Below are 16,409 nucleotides of genomic sequence, written 5' to 3'. Positions count from 1 at the left end.
CTGAACACCTGTTACTAACATCGTTCAGGTTCGGTTCAGGTACGGGCGGCCTTGTTCCGCCGGCGGGACGCGCGAGAAATCTGGGAACACAGTTGATGCGGGTATTGCTGGTTGAGGATGACGGGCTGATCGGCGATGCGATTCGATCCGCATTGCCGCGCCATGGCGTTGCCGTCGATTGGATGCGCAACGGCGAAGGCCTGCTAAACGCATTGACGGATAATAGCTTCGATATACTCGTCCTGGATATCGGCCTGCCCGGCCGTAACGGATTCGACCTTCTGCAAGATGTCCGCAAGGCGAAGAATGCCATCCCCATTCTGATCCTGACCGCGCGGTACGAGTTGGACGAGCGGGTCAAAGGTCTGAACCTGGGCGCCGACGACTATTTGGTAAAACCCTTCGCGATGGAAGAACTGATCGCGCGCTGCCGGGCGCTGACACGCCGGGGCGAATCCGCACGGCGCGTCGAACTGGTCTGCCACGGCTATCGGATTGATCCGGCCGGCATGTCCGTCGAAGGACCGTCAGGAACCATCTCCCTTACCCCGAAGGCATTCAACTTGTTGCAGATCCTGGTTGAGAGTCAGGGGCGGGTGGTGACGCGACGCTTCCTGGAGGAATCGCTCTACGGTTGGGATGGCGATGCGGAAAGCAACACGCTTGAGGCCTTCGTCTCACAGATCCGCCGTAAGTTGGGGGCGAATATCATCAGAACCATTAGGGGGGTCGGTTACATGGTTCCCAAAACGGAGAGCGATGCCGCAGAGTGATTCTAATCTGAAGCAGGGTGATTTGAAGCAGAACAGCCCGCGTGAGAATGACCGGAAGCGCTGCTGGATCGGTGAACCGCGGTGTCCGTCGATCCGTTCTCTGCTCATCAAGCGGCTTGCCTGGGTCCTAACCGGCACCTGGATACTGGCGCTTGGGGTGATCGTTTACGGCGCCACCGACGAGTTCGAGGAATCACTCAGGAGCCGCATCGCGAATACCGCCCCGATCATTCTCGGCATCGTCTCCAATCAGCCGAACCTGGAATTCTTTGGATTTCCTGAATTCGACGAAGATTACGAATACGCGGAAGACTTTGACGACTATCTTATGGTCATAACGCGCAACGGTCGGCTGATGTATTCGTCGGTGGTGGCGGACAAAGCAGAGCTGGTCGCCATTCCCACAAGCGGACATATTGAACTGGCCGACCAGCGGTGGGAGGTCTTTTCCGTCACGGATGACGACACCGGGGCGCGGGTGGTGATCGGCTTCGACGAGACCGAAACATGGAAGTCGGCCCTTCAAATTTCGGGAGTTACAGCGGTTCATTTTTTGCTCGCGACGGTAATGATTGTTGTCGCGATATTCTTCAGCCTTCGGTCTGGCCTATTGCCTCTGGAAAGGTTCGCGGATCAATTGCGGCGGCGGGAGGCCACGGACCTTTCTCCCCTCGACGACACCGACCTGCCGGCAGAGCTCGACTCGATCACCAAAGCGATGAACAGCCATCTTGGCAGGCTGACGACCTTGCTGGACCAGGAGCGGGACTTCGTATCGAACGCGGCCCATGAATTGCGGACCCCCTTGACCGCAATTCAGTCCCAGGTCGAGGCCATCGACCTCAACGCACCGCCAGATCAATTGGCCGAACGGAAAGAACACCTGTTGCAGGCAACCCGGCGGGGCGCCCGGTTGATCTCACAATTACTGGATCACAGCCGTTCCCAATCCATCGCGGTGGAAGCCGCCAGCTTCAAGCAGGTCGACCTTTCCGCGATCCTGCAACAGGTCGTCGCCGACTTGATCCACAAAGCCGACAGTCGGAAAGTGGAGCTGATTCTGGACGCGCCATCGAACGCCACAATCCGATCCGAACCGGACCTTCTCTCCATCGTGCTGCGCAACCTGATCGACAATGCCGTGAAGTATGCCGACCGACCGGGCCGCGTCTCCATCTCTGTCGGGTCGCAAAGCGGCAGGACAAGCATCATCGTTGAGGACGACGGCCCGGGCCTGTCGGATGAAGAATACGGACGCGTGTTTGAGAAGTTCGTGCGATTGGGCCAAAGCGAGGAACCCGGCGCCGGACTGGGCCTGACGATCACCAGCACGCTTTGCGACCGACTTGGCATGACCCTACGCCGTTTGCCGCCGGGGCGTTTGGGCGGCCTGCGCCTGGAACTGCTCATCTGACGATCCGCCCACGTCAGGGCAAGATCAGAAGCGTCGGCGCCAAACCGATTTCCCGGGCAAGTTCCATCAAGCGGAAGAACGGCCAGAACGCGAACAGGCACAGCCCGTCCCGAAGGGTGATCAGCAACAGACTGGGCCGGGTGACCAATTTCCTGTCGTCGCGCCAAATACCAAAATTTGGGATCCAGCGAGGTGTATCCCGGCAATAAGCCCGATAGGCATCCTCGAAATAGTCCGCCAGATGCCGTTCTTCCTGCCGGACAACGCCGCGAAACAATGCGATGGTCGCGAGACTATAGATCGTACCGATCACAACGCTGCCCGACATCAGTCCCACCCCACCGGCAGCCATAAAACTGAACAGGTAGAGCGGGTTTCGGCACAGGCTGTACGGCCCAGCCGTGACCAAACTCTGCTTCTTATGGGCGGAGATATAGAGCGTGCACCAGCATCGTCCCAGAATGGCGCCGAACAGAATGAGGGCACCCAACTGGTCCAGCCGAAGCATGCCGCCCGATTCCGTCCAGAGCGGAGCAATAAGCCCTGCTTGCGGCACAAGAAACCCGGCCACCAGAAACAACATGCGCTTTCGTGTTTTCTGCAGCCGGGAAAGACCGGACGGCCCCGAAGGTTCGGGCGCGGTAAGGACTAGACTTCTCTCCGCGCACAGCGGCTCAATCGGGGAGATTGTCGCGGAATTCGTCATCGTTCTCGGCCTCTGGAATCGTTTGCGAATGATCCGTCATGTAGAGGCTGAAGATGAAACGAAGCTGAATGGGGATCAGGCCTACGGCCCAGTCCGCCGCGTCCAACTGTCCGCATTGACCGCGTGCGGCGGGACCTCCCCCGCGACCAGCGCTGTGACCTGGGCAACGGTGTCGAAGGCCTGATGCTCGATCGCCTCGGGCACCAATCCGCCGATATGCGGGGTCGCGATGACGTTCGGCAAGGCGGCGAGATCGGGGCTGGGCATTTGATCCGGCGCGCGTCCCACATCCATCGCGGCGCCGGCAATGACATTGCCGATCAGGGCCGTATGCAAGGCTGCTTCATCGACCAGATTGCCGCGCGACAGGTTGATGAAAAAGGCATGGTTCTTCATCCGCGCGAAGGCTGCCTCATCCATCAGATTTTCCGTCTCCTCCGTCGCGACGGCGAGGCAGATGACGAAATCCGATTTCCCCAGAAGGTCTTCCAGGGAAACCTGCTTGAACCGCGCATCCTCGACCGAGGCGTAGGGATCGGAAATCAGAACCTCCATCCCCATTGCCGCCAGGATCGGGGCCAGATGCCGGGCGATCGCCCCATACCCGATGATGCCCGCAACGCTGCCCGACAGCTGCCGCCCCATCCCTAATTCGTCCGACATACCGGGACGATAGGTCGAAGACAGCCGGGACACACCGCGCGCCAGATCCACCATGAAGCCGATGGCCAATTCGCTGACCGCCGGGGCAAAACCGGGCGTCGCATGGGTGATCAGCACACCAGCCCGGGACGCCGCCGCGACATCGATGTTTCGAATATCCACTGCGCAGCGCAAGAAAGCCTTCAGGGAGGGAAGCGCATCGAACACCGCCGCCGGCGCCGCCGTCATCCGGTCGGAGACGATGATCTCCACCCCCTCTGCCGCCGCAACCAGCGCCGCCGGGTCCAAGGCTTCCTCTCCCTCGTGCAGGGACACGTCGCCAAGTTTTTCGAGCGCCGCCACCGCGCGGTCGCCATAGTAACCGCGCCGCATTTGCGGCGTATGGGTCAACAAGATCTTCGTCATGTCAGACGATCTCCGCGGCAACGGCGCCCATGCCCTCCAATGTATACCGGATCCGTTCGCCGCCTGTCGGGAAACGCGTCTTCATCGTGCTGCCGGTCATGACGAATTCACCGGCCTTCAGCATTTGCCCGCGCGCGTTCAGATGGTTGGCGATCCAGGCGACCGCTTCGAAGGGGTGGCCCATCGCCTCCCCCGTCGTGGCGGCGGCATCTTCCGCCCCGCTCCATTCCAGATGGGCCGGCACCGCCGTCAGGTCCAAATCGCGCCAGGCTACGGAGAAGTCCCCGACAACGACCCCACCATTCCAGGCATTGTCGGCCGCCAGTCCAACGCCTTCCAGGGACGTGTAGTCAGCGTTCCGGTCATCGACCAGTTCGAAAGCAGGGGCACAGGCATCGACAAGCTCTGCGGTTTCGGCCCGTGTATAGGGCGACGCCTTTGCCGGCATATCCCGGCCCAAGCGCACGGCCAGCTCGAATTCGACCCCCATATGCTGATAATCGCTGAGTTTCACCGTCGTCCCCGAGGAAAAGACGACCCGGTCCAGGACAACGCCGGCCACGGGATGATCGACCCCGACCATTTCCTGCATCGGCTTTGAGGTGAGCGCAATTTTATATCCGGCGACGGAAGCGCCTGTGTCGCGCAACAGCATTTCGACCAGCCGGTCCTGAACGTCATATCCCTGCGCAATGCCGGCAATACCGTCGGTTTGCGCCACGGATACATAAGCCGCCCCTGCCTTATGACCGTCGAAAAGGCGTTTTGCCGCGCTTTGAATTTGCGCTTCCAGGTCTGTACTCATATCCCCTCCCTCAGGGTAAACTGGGTTTAATCCGGCCGTCCTTTTCCGCGGCCTTGTCGAATCGCGCGCTAAGCCCCACATTTCCGCCATTCCGGGCGTTGACTTCGCCCGCCCGCTGCGTATAGTGCGCGCCGGTCCGCGGAGCGTAGGTGTTTCGCGGCAATATGAATGCGCTGCTTGAGGCTTTTGTCCAGGGATACCTGGACCGTAGAGGAAAGTTCGGCGAATGCTTGCGGGAAGGGTTCCCGTCTTGCGACGCCGGCGCCGTAAAGCGCGGAACAAGTGATGAGGGTATCATGTTTGCAGTCGTTAAGACGGGCGGCAAGCAGTATCGCGTCGCGAAAGACGATGTCATTCGTGTCGAGAAACTGACCGCCGAGCCGGGTGAAAAGGTCGCGTTGAGCGACGTTCTGATGATCGATGACGGCGGTACGAAGACCGTCGGCGCGCCGCTGATCGAAGGCGCCGCCGTGGAAGCCGAAGTTGTCGACCAGATGCGTGCCGACAAGATCATCGTCTTCAAGAAGAAGCGCCGGCAGAACTATCGCCGCAAGAACGGCCACCGCCAGCACCTGACTGTCCTGAAGATCACGGACATCAAGGCCTCTGGCGCCAAGAAGGCCGCCGCCAAGAAAGCCACGGCTAAGAAGGCGAGCGCCAAGAAGAAGGAAGAAGCTGCAGGCGAAGCCGCAGCGGAATAAGATTTCAACGCCCCGTGCGGAACACGTGAGGGGCGCGGGCCAAGCAGGGATGCAGGCCCGAAAGGTTAAGGAGATTGAGTTATGGCGCATAAAAAAGCCGGCGGTAGTTCACGTAACGGCCGCGACTCCGAAGGCCGCCGCCTCGGCGTCAAAAAGTACGGTGGCGAAGAGGTCAAGGCTGGCAACATCATCATCCGTCAGCGCGGTACCAAGTGGCACCCCGGCAACAATGTCGGCATGGGCAAGGACCACACGCTGTTCGCGCTGATTCCCGGTCATGTCGGGTACAAGAAGACGCGTGACCGTACGACGGTCTCTGTTTTGCCGCTGCCGGAGGCTGCCGAATAACGGCCGCTCCCGCGGATAAGTTTGAGAAGGGGAACGGTCGCAACCGTTCCCCTTTTTCATTTTCCGGGTCCGGCATACAGCATGGACCCAAGAACAAGGTCAGGATGAACCCATGAAGTTCCTGGATCAGGCCAAGGTCTTCATAAAAAGCGGTGCGGGCGGCGCGGGTTGCGTCTCCTTCCGGCGCGAGAAGTATATCGAATACGGCGGTCCGAACGGCGGCGATGGCGGCCGTGGCGGCGATGTCGTGGTCGAGGCCGTCCAGGGCCTGAACACCTTGATCGATTATCGCTACCAGCAGCACTTCAAGGCCAAGCGCGGCATTCACGGCATGGGTCAGAACCGAACTGGGGCGGATGGCCAGGATTCCGTCCTGCGCCTGCCGGTCGGCACGCAGGTTTTCGAAGACGACAACGAAACCTTGATCGCGGACCTTACCGAAGTGGGCCAACGGGTCGTGCTCGCTCGCGGCGGGCGCGGCGGCATGGGGAACGCGCATTTCAAATCCTCCACGAACCAGGCGCCACGCCATGCCCAACCGGGCGAGGACGCGGTTGAAAAATGGATTTGGCTGCGCCTGAAACTGATCGCCGATGCGGGGCTGGTCGGGCTTCCCAATGCCGGCAAGTCGACCTTCCTATCCGCCACCAGCAGGGCACGGCCGAAGATCGCGGACTACCCCTTCACGACCCTGCACCCGCAATTGGGCGTGGTCGGGATCGACGAGCATGAATTCGTCCTGGCCGACATTCCAGGACTGATCGAAGGGGCGCATGAAGGCCAAGGGCTGGGGGACCGTTTCCTGGGCCATATCGAACGCTGCCGGGTCATTCTGCATCTGATCGACGGCGCGGATATGACGGTCGCCGAGTCTTACAAGACGATCCGCCGCGAATTGGAAGAGTACGGCGCGGGGCTGGACGAAAAGCCCGAGATCATCGCGATCAACAAAACAGACGCCCTGCTGCCCGAATTCGTCGAGGAAATGACCGCCGAATTGCGGGCCGTGACCGACGCGCCGATTTTCGCGATTTCCGGTATTACCGGCAACGGGGTGACCGAGGTTCTCCGCGCCCTGTACCGGATCATCCGGGAAGATCGTGCGCGGGAAGACGCCGAAGCGGCGAAGGCCGAAGCGGCCGACGCGGGCGCTTACCGGGACCGGGATGATGACGCGCACGACGGCCATGACTCGGGCGAAAGCGAAACAGGGGAACGGCCCTGGTCGCCCGAGGTGACATTGTAGCACACTATGAGCACCGTCTTCCGATGAGTAAGATATTCCAGGGCAGCAAGCGCGTCGTCGTCAAGATCGGCTCCGCCCTGTTGGTGGACCAGTCCACCGGCGCCGTCCGGCGCGACTGGCTGGCCGCCTTGTCGAAGGACGTCGCCATGCTGCGGGCCCGGGGCGCGCAGGTTCTGATCGTCTCGTCCGGGTCGATCGCCGCAGGCCGCCGTCATCTAGGCCTGCAGAACCGCAGCCTGAAGCTTGAGGAAAAACAGGCCGCCGCGGCCACCGGTCAGATCACCCTGGCGCATGCTTATCAGGAGAGTTTGGCCGCTGAAGGGTTCACCGCCGCCCAAATTTTGCTGACGCCGGGCGACACCGAGGAACGCCGCCGCCATTTGAATGCGCGCGCGACCATTCTGCAATTGCTCAGCCTGGGCGCGGTTCCGGTCATCAATGAGAACGACACGGTCGCCACCCAGGAAATCCGCTATGGCGACAATGACCGGCTGGCCGCCCGCGTCTCCACCATGGTCAGTGCCGATACGCTTATTCTATTGAGCGATATCGACGGGCTCTATACCGCCGACCCGCGCAGCACCGCAGGGGCGGAACATCTGCCCGTGGTCGATCACCTGTCGCCGGAGATCTTGGCCATGGCCGGCGATGTCGCCGTTTCCGCCGAACGCGGCGGGCTTTCAACCGGCGGCATGGTCACAAAACTGGAGGCGGCAAAGATCGCGCTTGGCGGCGGCTGCCGGATGATCATCGCCCGCGGCAACGACCCGCATCCATTGCAAGCATTGGCTGATGGCGCGCGCTGCACAGTCTTCACCGCGCCGGAAAAGCCGGTTGCCGCGCGGAAGCGTTGGATCGCCGGCCAGTTGAACGCCAGCGGCATCGTTGTCGTGGACAAGGGTGCGGCCACCGCGCTGGCCAACGGCAAGAGTTTGCTGCCCGCCGGTGTGGTCAGGGTCGAGGGAGAATTCGAGCGTGGCGACCCAGTCAGCGTCACCGGCCTGGACGGGAACCGCCTTGCCATCGGCCTTGCCGCCTATTCCCGCGATGACGCGGCCAAGATTGTCGGCAGGCAATCAAAAGAGATCGCCGATATTTTGGGGTTCGAGGGCCGCTCGGCCCTGATCCACCGGGACGATTTGGCGTTGCTGGCCGACGGCCCGGGCACGGGCCGGACCGTCCGGGACGAACGGGCCCAGCCAGTCACTTGACAGGATGGCGCGCGCTGAGTGCCATATCGGTTAACGAAGGGGCGCCACCCAACGGGGGATAAGGCGCGGGAGGATTGAGATGAGTGTCGCATTGGCCGAAAACAGCACCGGCGTCGCTGAACAGGCGCAAAGCCCCGAACAGGTGGAAGAACAGGTCCGGGCTATCGGTGCCCGTGCCCGCGCCGCATCGAAAACCCTCGCCCTGGCCAAAACGGAATCGAAGCGCAGCGCTTTGCACGCCGCCGCCGCCGCCATCCGGGCACGCGAGGCGGACCTGATCGCCGCGAATGAGAAGGACCTCGACTTCGGCAGCAAGAAGGGTCTCAGCAAGGCGATGATGGATCGCCTATTGCTGACGCCGGACCGGATCGAAGGCATGGCCGCCGGCTTGGAAGCGATTGCTGAATTGCCCGACCCCGTGGGTGAGGTCATTGCCGAATGGGACCGTCCCAACGGCCTGCATATCCAGCGCGTCCGCACCCCCTTGGGTGTGATCGGCGTGATCTATGAATCCCGGCCGAACGTTACGGCGGATGCGGGCGGTCTGTGCCTTTCGGCCGGGAATGCCGTCATCCTGCGCGGCGGGTCGGAAAGTCTGAACAGCTCGTCCCTGATCGCCGATTGTCTGCGCATCGGGTTGCGGGAGGCGGGACTGCCCGAAGACGCCATTCAGATGATCCCGACCCGGGACCGCGAAGCGGTCGGCGCATTGCTGCGCATGAACGATTTTGTCGACGTTATCGTGCCCCGCGGTGGCCGCAGCCTGATCGAACGCGTCATGACTGATGCGCGCATGCCGGTCTTCGCGCATCTGGATGGGCTATGCCATGTCTATATCCATGCAGGTGCCGATACGGAAAAGGCCCGCGCCATCGCGCTGAACGCAAAGATGCGGCGAACCGGCATTTGCGGGTCGGCGGAAACCCTGCTGATCGACAAGACCGTTGCGGCGGACCTGCTGCCGACGATCCTCGGTGATCTGTCCGGCGCCGGATGTGAAATTCGCGGCGACGATGCGACCCGCGCCCTGTTCCCCGATGCCAATGAGGCGACGGAAGCGGATTGGCGGACGGAGTATCTGGACAGCATCATTTCAGTCCGCGTCGTCGACGGCTTGGACCAGGCGATCGAACACATAAATACGATGGGGTCCAATCACACCGATTGCATCGTGACCGAAGACGATGGTGCGGCGGATACGTTCCTACGCGAAGTCGACAGCGCCATCGTCATGCACAATGCCTCGACCCAATTTGCCGATGGCGGTGAATTCGGCATGGGTGCGGAAATCGGGATATCGACCGGGCGCATGCATGCTCGCGGCCCTGTGGGTACCGAGCAATTGACCAGTTTTCGCTATGTCGTCCGCGGCAACGGTCAGGTCCGACCCTGACCCCGCCGTGGCCGCTCGCCATTCCCTCACAACAGATCCGGAACCGCTTCTGTGAAAAAAAAGCGCAGCCGACAGGGCAGAAGCCAGCGCCGCCGCTATGTCGGCCTGTTGGGCGGGTCTTTCAACCCGGCCCATGACGGCCATCTGCATATTTCGCGGGAAGCGCTCAAACGGCTGCGTCTGCAAGAAGTGTGGTGGCTGGTTTCGCCCCAGAATCCGTTAAAGGACCGCGAAGGCATGGCCCCGCTGGCCGACCGCATGGCCTCCGCGAAGGCGGTCAGCGCCGGCGACCGGCGGATCCGCCCCACCGATATCGAGGTGAAATTGGGTACGACCTATACCGCCCAAACCTTGGCGAAACTGATCCGCCACTATCCAAATCTGCGGTTCGTTTGGCTGATGGGCTCCGACAACCTTATTCAAATACCGCGATGGCGTGATTGGAACAAAATCTTCATGCTGGTTCCCATTGCGGTTTTCACCCGTCCAACCTATGATTCCAGGGCGTTGTCGGGTAAGGCGGCGCAACGCTATCGCCGGTGCAGATTGCCGTTATATGCGGCCGGCCGGCTGGCGCAGAGCCGTCCCCCGGTATGGTCTTTTGTCAGTTTTCGCCGTCACCCGGCCTCAGCGACCGCCATTCGGAGCGGAGAATCGGGTTAGGCAATGGACATACACGAAAGGGAGATGGGCGCTATAAGGACCCAACAGAAAGCACAGTCAGCCATGGCCGTTTCCGGGCCGGAAGCTGCTGCCTCGTTCAAGGATCTCGTCGTCAATTCTCTGGAAGACGACAAGGCTCAAGCCGTCTCGGTCATCGAACTGGCCGGTAAATCCACCCTCGCAGACTATATGGTGATCGCGTCCGGCACGTCCGCACGCCACCTTTCGGCAATGTCCGACCACCTGGTCGAACGGCTGAAGGCGGGCGGAGCGACGAAAGCCACGGTCGACGGGAAAGACCAAGGGGACTGGGTGCTGATCGATGCCGGAGACGTCATCGTGCATCTGTTCCGCCCGGAAGTTCGGGAATTCTACAATCTTGAAAAATTGTGGAACACCGGATCGACGGCGAGCGCCGCGGTTTTGGAAACACCGGACGAGCCACAGAGCGAGGGCGCGTCCCACTAGCCGAGGACCGTCCCGTGGAGGTTCATCTTATCGCCGTTGGCCGCGCGCGCCGCGGCCCGGAGCTGGCTTTGTTCGAACACTATTCCGGACGCCTGCGCCATCCCTTTAAATTGGTCGAAGTCGAAGAAAAACGCCCCTTGAGCGGCGCCGAACTGCAGGAACGTGAAGCGGCGCTGCTGCTGTCGGCGATTCCGGACGGCGCCGTCGTCATTGCGTTGGACGAACGCGGCAAACATCTTGACAGCCCGGCCTTTGCACAAAGTCTGGACGATTGGCGTGATCGCGGCGCACGGTCTGCGGCGATCCTGATCGGCGGCGCCGACGGCTTGACCGATGCGGTGCGGGCACGCGCCGATCTGGTTCTATGCCTGGGAAAGATGACTTGGCCCCATATGCTGGTCCGCGGCCTGATCGCCGAGCAGCTCTATCGGGCGCAGCAGATCAGCGCCGGTCATCCCTACCATCGTCAGTGACTCCCACCCTGGATGCCCCACCCTGGATGCCCCACCCTGGAAACATTCGACGCTAACGACAGCGGTTGATGAAAACACCGGCCGTTATTTTGCCCCCCCCCGAACCTGCAACCGATCAAAAGTGAAACGACCCCCGAAGGGGCCGTTCCGTCTCGATCGGGTTTGATCCGTCAACTCGCCCGGACTTCGGCGATGAAGCGGTCGACCTCACGGCGCAGCAGATTGGATTGCTCGCCGAGTTCGTTCGCAGCGGCTTTGACCTGAATGGCCGCACTTCCGGTTTCCTGGGTGCCCGTGCTGACCCTGGAAATATTGCTGGACACTTCCTGCGTTCCCGCTCGGGCCTGATCGACGTTGCGGGCGATCTCTTGTGTGGCCGCACCCTGCTCTTCCATGGCGGAAGCAATCGCCGCCGAGATTTCATTGATCTCGTCGATGACCGAACCGATCTGCATGATTGCCGATACGGCCTGTTGTGTCTCGGTTTGGACACTGGCGACCTGCGCGGCGATTTCCTGCGTTGCGTTGCCGGTTTGGGTCGCCAGTGACTTCACTTCGGATGCGACCACGGCAAAGCCTTTGCCCGCATCACCCGCTCGCGCTGCCTCGATGGTCGCATTCAGCGCCAAGAGGTTTGTCTGATCAGCGATGTCGTTGATCAGATTGACCACATCACCAATCTTTTGGACGGCATCGGACAATCCTTGAATGGTAAGTGTTGTCTGCTGGGCCGCGCCGGCAGCCCTACCGGCAACTTGGGAAGCCTGACCGACCTGAAGGTTGATCTCCCGGATGGAACTCGAGAGTTCCTCCGCCGCGGTCGAAACGGTCTGCACATTGCCTGTAGCCTGTTCGGCGGCCGACGCAACGGTGGTCGCCTGATGGCTGGTTTGTTCCGCCGTGCCCTGCATACTCTCGGACGAGCTCTGCATCTCCGCCGCCGCGGAGGAAACGGAATTGACCACCCCGGAAACGGCTGCCTCGAAGGCGTCGGCAAGGCGCAACATTTCCGCCCGCTTCTCCTCCTCAGCCCGGCGCTCGGCTTCCGCGCGTTCGGATTCCAACCGCTTCACTTCAATCGCGTTGTCCTTAAAGACTTGGACCGCACCGGCCATGGAGCCTATCTCGTCTCGCCTTTCCGCGCCGGGAATGTCAACTTCGAGATCGCCTTCCGCCAGCGATTTCATCGCATTTGTCATCGCAACGATAGGATTGGACAGTCCGAAGCCGATCACCCAAGCCGCCGCCACTGCGAATATGAGCGCCACGATGGAGACGCCGATGGCAGTCTTGATGGCCAGTTCTATGGCCGCCGTCGCCGCGGGGCCGAGTGTGTCCTGTTCTTCCTTGATGCTCAGTTTAAGGTCTTCCAAAATGGCCGCGACATTGGGGCCGACCCTGTCCAGGGTGTTTTGGATGATATCGTTCCGCTCATCGATTTTGTCATGCACGGAGCGGACGGTCGTGCGGTAGTTTTCGATCAACGCGATTGAATCCTTGGCAAGTTTCTGCTGCTCCGCGTCCCGCAGTGTGAGCATCATCTTTTCTGCATTTGCAGCAAGGTCTTTGAGCTCCGTATTGACACGCTCATAGGCCGCCTGATCGTTGTTTAATAGGTATTTGGTGACGTAAAGGCGCATCAGCAGCAGGGTGCGTAATGTTTTTGCCGCGTAGTAAGCCGCGTTAACGTCCACAGCCTTATGCGCGCTATCGAGGACACTCGTCAGGTTCCGTTCGATTTGCGGCCCCATCTTGTCAAGGCCGTCCAACACCAAGCGGTTTCGATCCGCCTGCAAGGCCGTGACCTTGTCGAAGGCCGCCAGGTAAGCGGATAAATCTTTTGCCACTACCTTCACCTCAGCATTTCTTGCGGCGTCGTTGATCAAGGCATTCAGTTCGTCGTTCAGGGCTGCGGTCTTTTCCGCCCGCTCCTTGACAGCGGCAATAGATTCCGCCGACCCGTTGATCACAAAGTTTTTGGCCGCCAATCGCGTTTCCAGAAGATTGGCCTGAACACGCCCCGCCTGGTTCGTCTGCAACGCGGTTGATCTGTACCGTTTGAAATCGTCGCCCGCCGACCAAAGGCTGATCGATCCGGTGGCGCTTATGAGGATGAGCAGAAGCAGCAATAGGCCGAATCCGGCGAATACTTTTGTCGTAACCTTCAGGTTCTTCATCTGTCTCTCGCTTTGTTTGGGAATTCCAAACCCGTGCTTGGTCTTCCTCGATTGCGTGTCTTTTCCCAGTTACGGCAAACAGCTCTGATTGCCGTTTTCTCCCCGGAAACCGGCGTTTTCGCCGCTCTGTTCACCCGGAACGTCAGAGTTTTCTTATCCTTGAATGAAACTTTTATATTACTCGATGTTAGTATTATAGTATCAAAGTAATTCTTACGAATTAGTTAATAAGGACTATTTTCAGGATTGGCCTTTTTTGCGAATCGAAGTCGCCGGCGATAGCCGCATAGACCCACGACACGGTTGGCCCATCGCGGTCCGTGAACGGGGCCCTGAAACGAAAAACGGCCCCCGAAGGGGCCGTTTCATCATGCTTGGTATTGTGGAGTTGGACCGGCAGCGAGCCGGTCTAGGCTTTATCCGTTCTGGCGCGCCGCCAGATTCGTCATGAAACTCGACACTTGTTTCTGCAAACCCGAAAGGGCCGTTGAAACCGTGTCCGTCGCCTCCTGCAACGATTGGATACTTGTATTGCTTTGCGTCACCACCGACTGCAACTCGCCCGCATTTCGGGCGACTTCCCCGGAGCTTTCCTGTGACGCGGAAACGTCGCTGGCAATTTCCTGCGTCGCCTCATTCTGATCCGAAACGGATCGGGCAATAGCCGAGGTCGCTTCATTGATGTCGTAAATCGTACTGACGATACCGCCGATCTCTTCACTGGCTTCGTGGGTAGCCGACTGGATCGCGGAAATCTGCTCGCTGATTTCCTCCGTCGCTTTCGCAGTCTGGTTCGCCAGGCTCTTCACTTCGTTCGCGACGACCGCGAAACCTTTGCCGGCATCGCCGGCACGCGCCGCCTCAATCGTGGCGTTGAGCGCCAGAAGGTTCGTCTGTTCGGCAATATCGTTGATCAATTTGATGACTTCGCCAACCCGGTTGCTAGCATCCCGCAGGCTGACGACCTTCGTATTCGCCTGTTCGGCATTCTTGGCCGCGGCGCGCGCGACTTCCGCAGACTGTTCAGCTTGGCGGCCAATTTCGGAAATCGACTGCGAGAGGATTTGTGTGGCGTCCGCGACCCGATTTACCTTCGATGAGGACGACTCGGTGGATGCGGAGACGGTCTGTGCGATTGTCTCCACCTGCTGTGCGTTATTCGCAACTTGCCCGGCCGACCGCTTCGATTGTTCGAACGCCTTGTCCAAGTCGGAAATAACACCGCCGATGCTGCTTTCGAAGTCCTGCACCAGCGAGTTCACCAAACGCTCGCGTTCCGCCTGTTGGCGTTCTTCGTCGGCGCGCTGGCGTTTCGCGATTTCCTGTTTTTCGATCTCGCCTTGTTTGAAGACTTCGAGCGCCTTGGCCATACGGCCGATTTCGTCACCTCGGTCGGTGTAGCCGACTTCCGTATTCAGATCACCGCCCGAAATCCGGCTCATCATCTCGGCGATCGCCACCAACGGTCTGGTCAGCATTTGCGTCAACACGATGGCGATAAGGATACCGAGCAGAATGGCGACGCCACCGGCTATGAGGATGCCCTTGATAATCGAGTTCAGCGTCGAGTCCACGTTGGACTTCAAGACACCGGCATAGAGTATTCCGATAACCTTGCCGCTTTCGCTGAAGATCGGTTCATAAATCGTGTAATAGTCCTTCCCCAGGATCGTGGCTTCGCCATTGAAGGTCTTACCCGCCGTCAGGATAGGATAAACCTTGCCCTTCTGACCCAACGGCGTCCCCACCGCGCGGCTGCCGTCGTCCTTGATGATATTCGTCGTCTTCCGCCAAAAGTCCTTGCTGTCATCTTCCCATTTGAAGACGGTCGCGGTTTCCCCGGTCACGGCGCCGATCTCATCGATCATGTCATGATCGTCGAAAATCGGAATTTCCGGGATCGAAAGCCCCGACACCTTGCCATCATTGCTGATGGAAAACTTTGTTCTTGGATAAGCCTTCCGCAACAAAACCGCCGCGGTCCGCAAACTGGCGTTCTGGCGTTCGACGACCTGCGAGGCGAGGTCACCGGAAAGAATGTAACTTGCGCTAACACCGACGGCGACCGCCGTTGCAACGACCAGCAAGCCTACGACAAGCGTAAGCCGCACCCGAAGCGAGATTTTGTTGAACATGGTTCCCCATCACTTTGATATTTAGGGAACTTAAGAATGTTAGTTTTTAAGATATTATTAATGTCACTAAAACTAATTAGACTGTAATAATTCCACATTTTGTCACAATCATCTGATATTGAACGGAACTTCAAAGTCTAACCGGGATATATTTTTAGAATAGTGAAATGGATGCCTGTCCGCTGCGGTAATCTCTACAAACCTTCGCGTAAAAACAGAAGCGGCGCGACAACAAAGCCGTCGCGCCGCAACCTGAAGGTCGAAACCTTGGATGCTACAGGTAGCCGAACTGTTTCGACTTATCCATGTCCTTGGTGAGCTTTTTGGCAGCCCGGCGCATTAGCCGACCGCCTTCCTTCGAGATCCCCAATTGGTCGGGGAACGGAGGGCCTTTGCTGGTCCGTTCGAGCAGTCCGTAATCCGACAGCAGGATCAACAAGCGCCGGATGGATTCCCGAGAAAGGCCGAGACCGCCGAAAATTTCAAACAGCGCCGACTGGCTCAACAGCGGATAGGTTTTCAGGTTGCCGGCGGTATCGACGCCGAACTTTTTCAGAAGGCCTTGGTGCTTCTTCTGATTCAAACCGGCCGCATCGTATTCGAGCATGAACAGCAAAATCGAATAGGCGGGAAAACTTGCGAGCTGACTAACGTCGCTCGGAGAGCTCTTTGCGGATTTTTCCGCCAGCTTTTCTACTTCTCGCTGAAAGCACTTCATGGCGAGCGCCGCCGATCCCAGGACCGCGAAATCCACGTCGTCGGTTTGTGCCACTGTTTTGTCCCCTCTTCTCTTTTTTAGCAGGTGAAACGCGCATTCGGGTTTTGATT

Annotated in this window: 15 protein-coding genes and 1 pseudogene; 10 read left to right on the top strand and 6 right to left on the bottom strand. The window is 59.7% G+C overall.

Annotated elements, in window-relative coordinates; translation table 11 throughout:
• Nucleotides 1-95 precede the first annotated feature (95 nt).
• Entirely contained in the window at nt 96-773 is a 678-nt protein-coding gene (locus EOI86_RS16095) for a response regulator transcription factor (RefSeq protein ID WP_127766172.1), read from the top strand.
• Nucleotides 760-2,187: an ATP-binding protein gene (locus tag EOI86_RS16090; protein ID WP_161973857.1), complete on the top strand. Its 1,428-nt coding sequence runs from the start codon at nt 760-762 to the stop codon at nt 2,185-2,187. The genes EOI86_RS16095 and EOI86_RS16090 overlap by 14 nt, the downstream gene beginning before the upstream one ends.
• A gap of 13 nt (nt 2,188-2,200) precedes the next feature.
• Here the strand turns inward: EOI86_RS16090 and EOI86_RS16085 are convergent, their stop codons facing one another.
• The 3 genes from EOI86_RS16085 to EOI86_RS16075 form a co-directional block, all read right to left on the bottom strand.
• Nucleotides 2,201-2,770 carry a methyltransferase family protein gene (locus EOI86_RS16085; protein ID WP_161973856.1) on the bottom strand — a complete coding sequence of 190 codons (570 nt, stop codon included), beginning with the start codon at nt 2,768-2,770 and terminating at the stop codon, nt 2,201-2,203.
• A gap of 204 nt (nt 2,771-2,974) precedes the next feature.
• Complete coding sequence (locus tag EOI86_RS16080) at nt 2,975-3,961, bottom strand: NAD(P)-dependent oxidoreductase (protein WP_127766169.1); 987 nt, start codon at nt 3,959-3,961, stop codon at nt 2,975-2,977.
• 1 nt (nt 3,962) lies between these two features.
• A complete protein-coding gene (locus EOI86_RS16075) occupies nt 3,963-4,766 on the bottom strand; it encodes a 2-keto-4-pentenoate hydratase (protein WP_127766168.1) in 804 nt (267 codons plus the stop codon).
• Between the two features lie 296 nt (nt 4,767-5,062).
• Here EOI86_RS16075 and rplU point away from each other — a divergent pair.
• The 8 genes and pseudogenes from rplU to rlmH all read left to right on the top strand — a co-directional run.
• A pseudogene (rplU, locus tag EOI86_RS16070) lies at nt 5,063-5,371 on the top strand (50S ribosomal protein L21); the annotation flags it as partial.
• A 177-nt stretch (nt 5,372-5,548) separates the two neighbouring features.
• Nucleotides 5,549-5,815 (top strand): 50S ribosomal protein L27, encoded by a 267-nt coding sequence (gene rpmA / locus EOI86_RS16065; RefSeq protein ID WP_127766166.1) that lies wholly within the window; start codon nt 5,549-5,551, stop codon nt 5,813-5,815.
• A gap of 112 nt (nt 5,816-5,927) precedes the next feature.
• Nucleotides 5,928-7,061 (top strand): GTPase ObgE, encoded by a 1,134-nt coding sequence (obgE, locus tag EOI86_RS16060; RefSeq protein ID WP_127766165.1) that lies wholly within the window; start codon nt 5,928-5,930, stop codon nt 7,059-7,061.
• 23 nt (nt 7,062-7,084) lie between these two features.
• Complete coding sequence (gene proB / locus EOI86_RS16055; RefSeq protein WP_127766164.1) at nt 7,085-8,272, top strand: glutamate 5-kinase; 1,188 nt, start codon at nt 7,085-7,087, stop codon at nt 8,270-8,272.
• 79 nt (nt 8,273-8,351) lie between these two features.
• Nucleotides 8,352-9,665 carry a glutamate-5-semialdehyde dehydrogenase gene (locus EOI86_RS16050; RefSeq protein ID WP_127766163.1) on the top strand — a complete coding sequence of 438 codons (1,314 nt, stop codon included), beginning with the start codon at nt 8,352-8,354 and terminating at the stop codon, nt 9,663-9,665.
• Nucleotides 9,666-9,716: 51 nt separating this feature from the next.
• A complete protein-coding gene (locus EOI86_RS16045; protein WP_127766162.1) occupies nt 9,717-10,328 on the top strand; it encodes a nicotinate-nucleotide adenylyltransferase in 612 nt (203 codons plus the stop codon).
• 24 nt (nt 10,329-10,352) lie between these two features.
• Entirely contained in the window at nt 10,353-10,796 is a 444-nt protein-coding gene (gene rsfS / locus EOI86_RS16040; RefSeq protein WP_338033060.1) for a ribosome silencing factor, read from the top strand.
• A gap of 14 nt (nt 10,797-10,810) precedes the next feature.
• Nucleotides 10,811-11,269: a 23S rRNA (pseudouridine(1915)-N(3))-methyltransferase RlmH gene (rlmH, locus tag EOI86_RS16035; protein WP_127766161.1), complete on the top strand. Its 459-nt coding sequence runs from the start codon at nt 10,811-10,813 to the stop codon at nt 11,267-11,269.
• A gap of 170 nt (nt 11,270-11,439) precedes the next feature.
• Here rlmH and EOI86_RS16030 read toward each other — a convergent pair whose 3' ends face one another.
• The 3 genes from EOI86_RS16030 to EOI86_RS16020 all read right to left on the bottom strand — a co-directional run bounded on the left by EOI86_RS16030 (nt 11,440) and on the right by EOI86_RS16020 (nt 16,353).
• Nucleotides 11,440-13,446 (bottom strand): methyl-accepting chemotaxis protein, encoded by a 2,007-nt coding sequence (locus tag EOI86_RS16030; protein WP_127766160.1) that lies wholly within the window; start codon nt 13,444-13,446, stop codon nt 11,440-11,442.
• 416 nt (nt 13,447-13,862) lie between these two features.
• Nucleotides 13,863-15,581, bottom strand: coding sequence for a methyl-accepting chemotaxis protein (locus EOI86_RS16025; RefSeq protein WP_127766159.1), 1,719 nt, complete (start codon nt 15,579-15,581; stop codon nt 13,863-13,865).
• A gap of 274 nt (nt 15,582-15,855) precedes the next feature.
• Complete coding sequence (locus EOI86_RS16020; RefSeq protein WP_127766158.1) at nt 15,856-16,353, bottom strand: hypothetical protein; 498 nt, start codon at nt 16,351-16,353, stop codon at nt 15,856-15,858.
• Between the last annotated feature and the right edge of the window lie 56 nt (nt 16,354-16,409).

Origin of the sequence: Hwanghaeella grinnelliae, assembly GCF_004005845.1 — a bacterium.
In the GTDB taxonomy this organism is placed as follows: domain Bacteria; phylum Pseudomonadota; class Alphaproteobacteria; order UBA8366; family Aestuariispiraceae; genus Hwanghaeella; species Hwanghaeella grinnelliae.
The sequence above is the reverse complement of the archived record's forward strand: the minus strand, read 5'-3'. Positions and strand labels throughout refer to the sequence as shown.